Source organism: Rhodococcus sp. ARP2 (genome assembly GCF_001029585.1).
In the GTDB taxonomy this organism is placed as follows: Bacteria; Actinomycetota; Actinomycetes; order Mycobacteriales; family Mycobacteriaceae; genus Rhodococcus_F; species Rhodococcus_F erythropolis.
Window position 1 is genome coordinate 114479 of record NZ_LEKE01000042.1, and the last position, 9395, is coordinate 123873.

Genomic DNA, 9395 nt, shown 5'->3' on the forward strand with positions numbered 1-9395 from the left:
CTGGGAGCGCGTCAGAAATTGCTGCGCGGACGCACCGCGTTCGCCCGGTCCACGAGGGCGTAGCGGTGCGTGCGGGAGGTCGTGGCGCGGGCGAGGGCGCGAAGGCAGGCTTCGGCTCCGGTGCGCAGACCCTGCTCGGTGAATGGCAGGTCGAGGATGGGTTCGAGTTCGGTGTGCGGGCGGTTTCCGTAGCGAATCCAATCGAGTGCCGTACCCAACACCAGGGTTCGCATCTGCAGACTTCGGCTCTCCTCGGCCGGTAGCGCGCGAACGCGACGGGCGGCTTCCCTCAGAGTCGATTCGTCGAGTTCGGCGATCGGAACGCCGGACAGCATCGTCAGAGCGCTCGACATCCGTGCGACGTTGTAGTGCCGGGAAGACGTGGGAACTTCGTCGAGGGCGGCGATGGCTGCCTTCTTGTTGCCGTGATCGGCGAGTTGTCTGGCGAGCCCGAATGCTGCGCTGACGTAGTTCCGTTCGGTCCGCCAGACGGTGCGGTAGTACTTCTCCGAGAAGCGGCACCATTGGTCCGGGTCGTCGCTCTCCCAATGCTGGAGGATCAGTTCTGCTGTCGCCGCCAACGCGAGTTTGGGTGCAGCCTCGCCCGGCAGAGCCGTCAGGACGGTCTCGAAATGACTGAAGGCGGGCTCGAATCGGTCCAGTTGCAACGCTGCAAGCCCTCGATACCACTCGATCTTCCAGTGATCACCGATGCTCTGCTGGAGTTCGTCCAGAACACTCAGCGCGGTCTCCGGATCGCCGAGATCGAGATGAGCCTTGGCCTCGGCCAGTCGGACCTCGCCGGAGATGGCGGCCGCCGGTGTGCCTGACGTTCGGTCGATTCCGTTCTCGCGGGCGTGTTTCAACGCATCGAGAGTCTGAGACGGTTCGCTGTGCACCGCTGCCGCCAGCAACGGCGCGCTGGGATCGGTGGGGTCGACCAACGGGATGGGAAGTGCGTGCGCAACTTCGCGCGGATCGAGAGCAGCGTCGTGGCTGACACCGTCGACGTACACATCGGTTTGCCCGACCAATTCATCGGTGCCGAAAGACGTTCGCTGCCTGCTGAACACGAGCGAGAGCCCGGGATTCTCCTGCCCGGTCTGCTCCGCGAGGATTTCTCGCAGAACGCCGGTGAGTTGGCCCGCGATCTCCTCGGCCGACTGGAAACGCTTCTTCGGATCCGGGTCGGTGGCGCGCAGCAGCAGGCGGTGGAAGAACTCGTTGTCGCGCAGCAGTGGCTCGTCCTCGGGTTCGGGAAGGCCGTCGAGGTACCGTCCGTGCTTCGAGGGCATGTCGAGGGTGAGAACCGCGAGTGTTCTTCCGACGGTGAAGATGTCGGAGGCGATGGTCGGGCCGGTCTCGATGATCTCCGGCGCTTGATAGCCGGCAGTGCCGTACAGGTATCCGTAGTCTTCGATCCCGGACACGGCGCCGAGGTCGATCAGCTTCAGTTGGTCCTCGGTGACCATCACGTTCTCGGGTTTGAGGTCGTTGTAAGCCAGGCCGGTGGAATGCAGATAGCTCAACGCCGGAAGGATTTCCAGTACGTAGCCGATTGCCTGCTCGATCGGCATGTGCTTGCCGTCCGGGAATTCGGCCAGCACCTCGCGCAATGATCGCCCGCCCACGTACTCCATGACGATGTACCCCATGGGTGTCCCGTCCGGGCGCGGATGCTCGACGAAGTTGAAGATCTTGACGATGCTGGGGTTGGCGACCTCGGCGAGGAACTGACGCTCGGCTACCGCAACGGCTTGCGCTTCGGAATCACCGAAATGCAGGAGTCCCTTGAGAACTACCCACCTGTCGCTGACATTACGATCGATCGCGAGGTAGATCCATCCGAGGCCGCCGTGCGCGATGGGCCCTTGAACCTCGTACTGACCTGATACCAATTCGCCCTCTTCGAGGAGTGGGCGGAAGTCGAAAGTGGAACCGCACTTGGGGCAGATGCCGTGCTGAGTTGCCTTGGTGCTTGCGCTCTTACGGCCGACCGGTTCGTTGCATTTCCAACAGAACCGTTTGCGCTCGGGGACCGTCGGGTCACTCATCACCGCAGATGCGGGGTCGATCTGCGGGACGGGGGGAACTTCGACCAGGCCGCCGCCGAGGCGCAGCTTTCGTCCCGACCGGCTGCGGCGGGATCGAGTGGAGCGGCCGGTAGGGGAGGAGGATGCGGACGGCGTGGTTCCTCGTATCTGGGCCGAGGTCGGTTCGAGGCGCTCGTAGGCGCCGGTGGCTTCGGGTTCGGGGCGTACGGAGGCTTGCGTGGAGTCAGGCTCGCGGTGAACCGCCTGCGTGGAGTCAGGCTCGGGGTGAACTGCCTGCGTGGAGTCAGGCTCGGGGCGTACGGAGGCTTGCGTGGCGTCGGGCTCGGGGCCGGATTCTTCGGTCATGTCAGCCTCAATCCCGGTAGACGGCCGGCGGGGGACCGGGTGACGGACCGAGGACGCTGAGCCAACGGTCGTAGATACGGTTCCAGGTCCCGTCACCCCGGATCCGCTCGAGGGTTCCGTTGACGAATCGGACCAAGTCGGGGTTGTCCTTGTTCACTCCGATTCCGTAGGGCTCGACGCCCAACGAACCACCGACCATCATGAGATACGGGTCTTGCGAGGCGAGTCCGGCGAGAATCGTGTCGTCGGTGCTGATCGCGTCCACCTGCCCCTGCTGGAGGACGACGAGGCAGTCGGACCACATCGGGACGGTCACGACGGTGGCTTCGGGTTGGAGCTCCTGGATTCGCGTAGCCGACGTCGTTCCCCGGGCAGCGCAGACTCGCTTGCCTGCGAGATCGGCGATGCCGCGTACCGGTGAACCCTGCAGGACCTGAATTCGTTGCTCGGCGGAGAAGTACTGCGTCGAGAAGTCGACCTTCTCGCGCCGCTCGCACGTGATGGTCATGGTTTTGACGACCACGTCGACCATGGATTCCTGGAGTGCGGCGATCCGATCGTCCGAGGTCAGGATTCGGTACTCGATCTTCTCCGGGTCGCCGAGCAGATCGCGGGCGATCTCGCGGGCGATGTCCACGTCGAAGCCTTCGAGGCGTCCGGTCGCCGGATCGCGAAAGCTCATGAGGTTGGAACCGGTGTCCAGGCCCACGATCAGCCGCCCGCGGACGCGGATGGCGTCGAGGCTCGGCGTGGGTGGCTGCGGAGATGCGTCTGCGGGTGTGGGGCGCAGGCTTGCAGTGAGGTTGGTGCACGACGCGGTAGTCGTCGGTGTCGGACTGGGCGCGATGGTGGCCTCGGCCGGCAGCGGCGGTTCCGTGTACGACGTGGCGGCCGCGTTGTTCAGGTCTTCGGCTCGATCTGCACCGCAACCGGCGAGCGCCAGCACGGACGCTGCCAGAACCGCGACGCACACGGCCGGGAGCTTCCTCCGCATCTCCGGTACTCCCGTCACTGATACTCCCGCAGTCGGGGCCAGAACCCGATGAAGATTCCGGCAACTCCGAGAACTGCCAATACAGTCATGCCCGGTGCAGAGGCAGCCAACACACGTGAGGCGTACGAGACGTCGGACCGAAGATTTGTGCGCGAATCCACGATTCCTTGCCAGAGTTCGTGATCGAGCTTTCCGTATTCCGCGGCCGAATCCTGTTCTCCGGAGCCGATGGTGATGGCGGCAGCGGAAGTGAAGTCGCCGGTCCCGAGACGGTCGTACATGCGCGTGTGCGCAGCCACCCATTGCTCGCGCGAATCCAGTGCGGCGGTCAGCACCTCGTTGTTCACTCGGGCGCGTTCGTCGCTGCGTAGGCCCTCGAGGATGTCGCGCAGGGCGTCGACCTTGCGAGTGAACGTCACGTTGTCCTCGGCAGTTGAATCCCGTCTCGCCAACGTGAGGGTTTCGACGGTACGTGCCTGCTGTGCCATGATCCGGGCCTCGGTCAGTTCGTGCAGTGGCTCGGCGCCCGCGTCGAGTGCACGTCCGGTGGCAAGTGCGGACACCAGTCCGACGGTGAGCAGCCACAGCAGCGCAGCCGCGACGGCGAGCGAGGCAAGGATCAACCCGAGATTGAAGCGTCGGCGACTCTTGCGGGAGAAGTACACCTGTGTTGCCACCAGCGCGCACAGCACGAGGACGAATGCCACGATCGGCCACCACGGTGGAGTCTCGAAATCGCGCTGTACCTGCGAGACCAGGGTCTCCTGCGAGGCGTGCAGTTGCTGAGCCATCGGCAGCAGCGAGGTCTGCATCAACTGCGAGGCCTCGCTCAAATATGCTGCCCCGACCGGGTTTCCGACGCGATTGTTCGCCCGTGCAGTTTCGACCAGCCCGGTGTAGACGGAGAGGTCGGTCGAGATGGTGGTCAACGCGCTGTGCCCGGCAAGATCAGTCGAGTCGAGACCGGCCGATGCCTGGACGATCTCCGCCGACGCCTCACCGATCGACTGCGTGTATCGGTCGCGTACTTCGGCGGGTTCGAGGCCGCCGGAGATGAAGGCGGTGGCCGCGGCGGCGTCTGCCAAAGACAACGCGCTGTAGAGGTTCTGGGCCGAGTTGGCGAGAGGTTCGGTTTCGACGAGGAGGAGGTCGAGGTTCGCCTGTCGGTTCTCGATCGCTGCGGTGGCGAGGAGTCCGGCGATCAAGGTGATCGCAATCAAGATCACTCCGACGACGGTCAACCGGCCAGGCGTCGAGGACATGAATGCCTGGAGTTCGCGCCGCAGAAGTGCTCGCTCGTCCTCCGCCGATACCGAAGTGCCCTCGGCGGGCGGCAGCGACCGGGGTTCGATGGACGGGACGACACGGTCGACCATCGAGCACCTCACTTCGCTGTAGGCGGGCTACCGAGAAATGATGCCGCCGAGAAATGATTCAGGGCATCTTCGCGAGCATATAAGCATCACCTACACCTGGAGCAGTTTGAAACGGTTAGTGTGGGACAACGGCGAGAGCAGGCGGAGCGAGGTAGTCGATGCGTGGTGACGGTGACGGTTGGTCGATCGGACCGGACGGTACTCGGCATTGGGGTAAACACGGAGCCGCTGGACTGCTTCTGCGCGCCCCCGATTCGGACGGATCGCCCCTGGTCTTGCTGCAGCATCGTGCGGCGTGGAGCCATCAAGGTGGTACCTGGGCATTGCCCGGTGGAGCACGGGACTCACACGAAAGCACGACGCACGCCGCTGTCCGGGAGGCACACGAAGAAGCCGGAATCGCCGAAGACGCCGTTCGCGTCCGCGGTGAGATAGTGACGATGCACGCGGAGAGCGGGTGGACCTACACCACCGTCGTGGCTGATGCGGCACATCCACTGTCGACGGTTGCCAACGGTGAGAGCACCGAGTTGCGGTGGGTGCGTGAAGCCGACGTCGATTCGCTGCCATTGCATCCGGGATTCGGTTCCTCGTGGCCCGAGCTCCGAACTGCGCCTGTACCAGCCGAGACCGAAGACCTACAGGCCGGCGCCCCACACACCGTCGTACTCGAAGACGGTGGCTTCGGATGGTTGTCGGGCAGCTCGCACCAAGGCAGTTCCCACCAAGGCAGTTCCCATCAAGGCAGTGAGCAGTCAGGCAGTGACCAGAACCTGTCCGAGGCGTCGAGTACGCAGTCTTAACAGGGCATATACACAGAAGGGCCGGACTCCTCAGGAGTCCGGCCCTTCTGTGTTTCGGTCGTCGACCGAAACGAGGCTCAGCTGAGCGAGTTCAGCGCCGTGATGAAGCTGACCGCGGTGATACCGAGCTTGAGCAGCTCGCTGATCTTGCCGAGGTTCAGGTCTTCGAGCGATTCGGTGCTGAGCGAGCCGGTGTCGAGGGATCCCATTTAGTGCTCCTAGGTTTCAGTTAGTAACTGGGAGTAAACTACAACAAACCGAATGGGATGCGACACGCAATCGAAATAACTGTGATCAAGATCACGTAATCCGACTTTTCGGACATCCAATCGCACCTAGGAACTGGGGGTTTGTTGTCTGATCGGACAACTTCCGTTCATGTTTCGAGTCAGGCGTGCTGACCCGTAACTGTGCAGAAATCGCCCGGCAAACAGTTGACGGTCGCCAGTTACCGGTTTTCAGCGTCCAGCGACGGCGGCGGCGAGGCGCTGCGCAGCCGCCTGGGGATCCGACGCCTGCGTGATTGCCCGCACGACGACGATGCGCGTGGCACCGGCATCGAGCAGCTCCGGCAGGCGTTCCTCGTCGATGCCGCCGATTGCGAACCAGGGGCGCGGCGGTGCGGCGTCGGCGGTCGATCGAACCAGTTCCAGACCGGACGCACTTCGATTCGGTTTGGTCGGTGTCGCCCAGACCGGCCCGGTGCAGAAGTAGTCGACGCCCTCTTCGATTGCGGCCAGACTCGCCTGCGCGCGACTACTCGTCGAACGCCCGATGACGACGTCTTCACCGACAACGGTTCGTGCGTAGGGGACGGGAATGTCGTTCTGGCCAAGGTGGAGGATGTCGGCACCGGAAGCCATCGCGAGATCCGCGCGATCGTTCACGGCCAACAATGCGCCGTGGCGTCGCGCTGCGGCCGCGAGAATGCCCAGCGCTACCAATTCGTCCTTGGCCTCGAGCGGGCCGAACTCGCGCTCACCGGCAGAGCCCTTGTCGCGCAATTGGATGATGTCGACTCCGCCGGACAATGCTGCCTCGGCGAACTGCGCGAGGTCGCCTTTCTCGCGGCGCGCGTCGGTGCACAGGTACAGCCGTGCTGCTGCCAGGCGCTCGCGCCGGTCGATGACGTTACTGGGATGTGTGGGGTGCACGGAGCAAACGGTAGCCTCTAGGGAGCAAGGTTCGACACGGGAGTCCTGAAACGTCGTTGTCACTTTTTGTCGTGACTGCGAGGTTCGTGGGGCTGAGAGGGGATCGCGACCAGATCCCGACCGTCAGACCTGACCCGGATCATGCCGGCGCAGGAAGTGGAGGTGGAGTTTCGTGAGTACACACGCTCGTACGGTGTCGGTTGTCGGCGGCGGTGTCATCGGTCTCGCCATTGCGTGGCGAGCCGCCCGCGACGGGTGGTCCGTTCGGTTGTACGACCCGTCCATTGGATCAGGTGCTTCGTGGGTGGCGGGCGGAATGCTCGCCCCGCTTTCCGAAGGCTGGCCGGGTGAAGAGACAGCGTTGACGGTTGGTGCAGCGTCCCTGGAACGGTGGCCGACGTTCGGTGAGGAGCTCGGAAAGTTCGGGCCATCGGTCTTCACCGCGGACAGTTCGCTGACGGTTGCACTCGATGCGGCCGACGCGCAGGACCTGCAGACCATCGCCGAGTGGGTGACCGCGCAGGGCCATGAACTCGAAGTTCTCGGTCGCGCCCGCATCCGCGAACTCGAACCGATGCTCGGCCGGGGCATCCGGTCGGGACTGATGGCTGTCGGTGAGTCCGCCGTCGACAACAGACTTCTGCTGGAGGCGTTGCAGAAGGCCTGTGCGGAATCCGGTGTCGAATTGATCGCGCGTGCCGTCAACGACCTCACCGAACTCGATACCGACCAGATCGTGCTCACCGCCGGTATCGCGTCACCCAAGCTGTGGCCCGGGTTACCGGTACGCCCGGTCAAGGGCGAAATCCTTCGCCTGCGGAGTAGGCCTGGAGTCACCCCGGCGCCCAGCCGCACCATCCGCGGAAGCGTCCACGGGCGGCCCGCCTACCTCGTCCCGCGCGGTGACGGAATCGTCGTCGGCGCAACACAATACGAGTCCGGTGAGGACACACAGGTCACGATGGCCGGAGTACGCGACCTGATCAACGACGCCGAGGCACTGATGCCGGCGATCGGCGAATACGAACTGTACGAATGCGCGGCAGGCCTGCGTCCCATGACGCCGGACAACCTGCCCTTGATCGGGCGCGTGTCCGATCGTGTTGTCGTCTCCACCGGACACGGACGCAACGGTGTCCTGCTGACGCCCGTCACCGCCGATGCGACGGTCGCGTTGCTGAACGGCACATCTTTGGTCGAGGTAAAAGGAACCGAACCCGAGCGGTTCGCAGTAGTTAAGGAAAATTCATGAGTGAGCAGGTCCCGATCGGGATCACCGTCAACGGCGAAGATCTCGAGTTCGATCGAGCAGTCACGGTGACCGAGCTACTGACGCACCTCGAGTTGCCGAGCAAGGGTATCGCCGTCGCCGTCGACGGTGCGCTCTTTCCTCGCGGGCGTTGGGACGAATCCGTCGGACGTGGTTGGGAAATCGAGATCCTCACGGCGGTGCAGGGTGGCTGAGCAGGACCTTCTCACTATCGCTGGCCGCACCTTCGGTTCCCGGCTCATCACCGGAACAGGCGGCGCCGCCAACCTTGCGGTGCTCGAGGAAGCGCTTGTCGCCTCCGGCACCGAACTGACCACCGTCGCGATGCGGCGAGTCGACGCGGCCGGCGGCACCGGCGTTCTGGACCTGCTTCGTCGCCTCGGAATCGAACCGTTGCCGAACACCGCCGGGTGTCGGGGCGCCGCCGAAGCAGTGCTGACGGCGCAGTTGGCACGCGAAGCGCTCGAGACGAACTGGGTTAAACTCGAAGTCATCGCCGACGAGCGGACACTGCTGCCCGACGCAATCGAACTCGTCTCCGCCGCAGAACAATTGGTGGACGACGGATTCACCGTTCTGCCGTACACGACGGACGATCCGGTGCTGGCGCTTCGCCTCGAAGAGGTTGGTTGCGCCGCGGTCATGCCGCTCGGTTCACCCATCGGCACCGGGCTTGGTATCGCGAATCCGCACAACATCGAGATGATCGTCGAGCGCGCCGGCGTACCCGTCATCCTCGACGCCGGGATCGGAACGGCCAGCGACGCCACCCTTGCCATGGAGTTGGGCTGCGACGCCGTCCTACTTGCGACAGCGGTGACGCGGGCCAAGAATCCCGCGCTGATGGCGTCGGCGATGCGTCACGCTGTCGTGGCAGGTTTCGAGGCGCGGCACGCCGGCCGGATCCCCAAGCGATTCTGGGCTCAAGCGTCGTCCTGAGGGACGAGATCCGGGTGATTTCTCGGGGTTCTGCCCGAATTGCCCGGACTCATGTCCTACCTGAGTACCACTCGGAACTAGACCTGTGGCCGATGTGCTGGTCATTGCCGGTAGGGCAGAGTTCTCCTCATGATTGAACTGAGGGGATTGACCAAGGTTTACGGACCGACGAAAGCGGTGGACGATTTGTCGTTCACGGTCAAGCCGGGCATCGTGACGGGCTTTCTGGGCCCCAACGGTGCGGGTAAGTCGACGACGATGCGGATGATCCTGGGTTTGGATCAGCCGACGTCGGGTGCGGCGTTGATCGAGGGCAAGCCGTACCGCGAGCTCAAGACGCCGTTGCGGACGGTGGGCGCGTTGTTGGATGCGAAGTGGGTGCATCCCAATCGCAGTGCGCGGGCGCATCTGCAGTGGATGGCTGCTTCGAACGGGATCCCGAAGTCCCGCGTGGACGAGG

10 protein-coding genes and 1 riboswitch are annotated in these 9395 nt (G+C 64.1%); of the genes, 5 read left to right on the top strand and 5 right to left on the bottom strand.

Features of this window, described 5'->3' with window-relative positions; all coding sequences use genetic code 11:
- Window positions 1-11: 11 nt before the first annotated feature.
- The 3 genes from ABX74_RS09645 to ABX74_RS09655 are packed head-to-tail and all read right to left on the bottom strand — an operon-like array spanning window position 12 to window position 4769.
- Window positions 12-2399 (bottom strand): serine/threonine-protein kinase, encoded by a 2388-nt coding sequence (locus ABX74_RS09645; protein ID WP_047888736.1) that lies wholly within the window; start codon window positions 2397-2399, stop codon window positions 12-14.
- 7 nt (window positions 2400-2406) lie between these two features.
- Entirely contained in the window at window positions 2407-3393 is a 987-nt protein-coding gene (locus ABX74_RS09650; RefSeq protein ID WP_047888746.1) for a glutamate ABC transporter substrate-binding protein, read from the bottom strand.
- Window positions 3394-3407: 14 nt separating this feature from the next.
- Complete coding sequence (locus ABX74_RS09655; RefSeq protein ID WP_020968848.1) at window positions 3408-4769, bottom strand: hypothetical protein; 1362 nt, start codon at window positions 4767-4769, stop codon at window positions 3408-3410.
- A gap of 158 nt (window positions 4770-4927) precedes the next feature.
- Between ABX74_RS09655 and ABX74_RS09660 the strand changes: the two genes are divergently transcribed.
- Entirely contained in the window at window positions 4928-5572 is a 645-nt protein-coding gene (locus tag ABX74_RS09660) for an NUDIX hydrolase (RefSeq protein ID WP_047888737.1), read from the top strand.
- Between the two features lie 77 nt (window positions 5573-5649).
- Here the strand turns inward: ABX74_RS09660 and ABX74_RS30745 are convergent, their stop codons facing one another.
- Together ABX74_RS30745 and thiE are read right to left on the bottom strand one after the other, a co-directional pair.
- Window positions 5650-5781, bottom strand: a complete 132-nt coding sequence (locus ABX74_RS30745) for a hypothetical protein (protein WP_003944354.1) — start codon at window positions 5779-5781, stop codon at window positions 5650-5652.
- A 249-nt stretch (window positions 5782-6030) separates the two neighbouring features.
- A complete protein-coding gene (gene thiE, locus ABX74_RS09665) occupies window positions 6031-6726 on the bottom strand; it encodes a thiamine phosphate synthase (RefSeq protein WP_019749516.1) in 696 nt (231 codons plus the stop codon).
- A 26-nt stretch (window positions 6727-6752) separates the two neighbouring features.
- Window positions 6753-6899, top strand: a riboswitch (TPP riboswitch).
- Between thiE and thiO the strand changes: the two genes are divergently transcribed.
- The 4 genes from thiO to ABX74_RS09685 form a co-directional block, all read left to right on the top strand.
- Entirely contained in the window at window positions 6899-7978 is a 1080-nt protein-coding gene (gene thiO / locus ABX74_RS09670) for a glycine oxidase ThiO (protein ID WP_047888738.1), read from the top strand. Its footprint overlaps the riboswitch before it by 1 nt.
- Window positions 7975-8190 (top strand): sulfur carrier protein ThiS, encoded by a 216-nt coding sequence (gene thiS / locus ABX74_RS09675; RefSeq protein WP_003944402.1) that lies wholly within the window; start codon window positions 7975-7977, stop codon window positions 8188-8190. Before thiO ends, thiS begins: the two co-directional genes overlap by 4 nt.
- Window positions 8183-8935, top strand: a complete 753-nt coding sequence (locus ABX74_RS09680; protein WP_020968851.1) for a thiazole synthase — start codon at window positions 8183-8185, stop codon at window positions 8933-8935. The genes thiS and ABX74_RS09680 overlap by 8 nt, the downstream gene beginning before the upstream one ends.
- Before the next feature lie 129 nt (window positions 8936-9064).
- Window positions 9065-9395, top strand: a 331-nt coding sequence (locus tag ABX74_RS09685) for an ATP-binding cassette domain-containing protein (RefSeq protein WP_047888739.1), incomplete at its 3' end; no start/stop codon positions are given.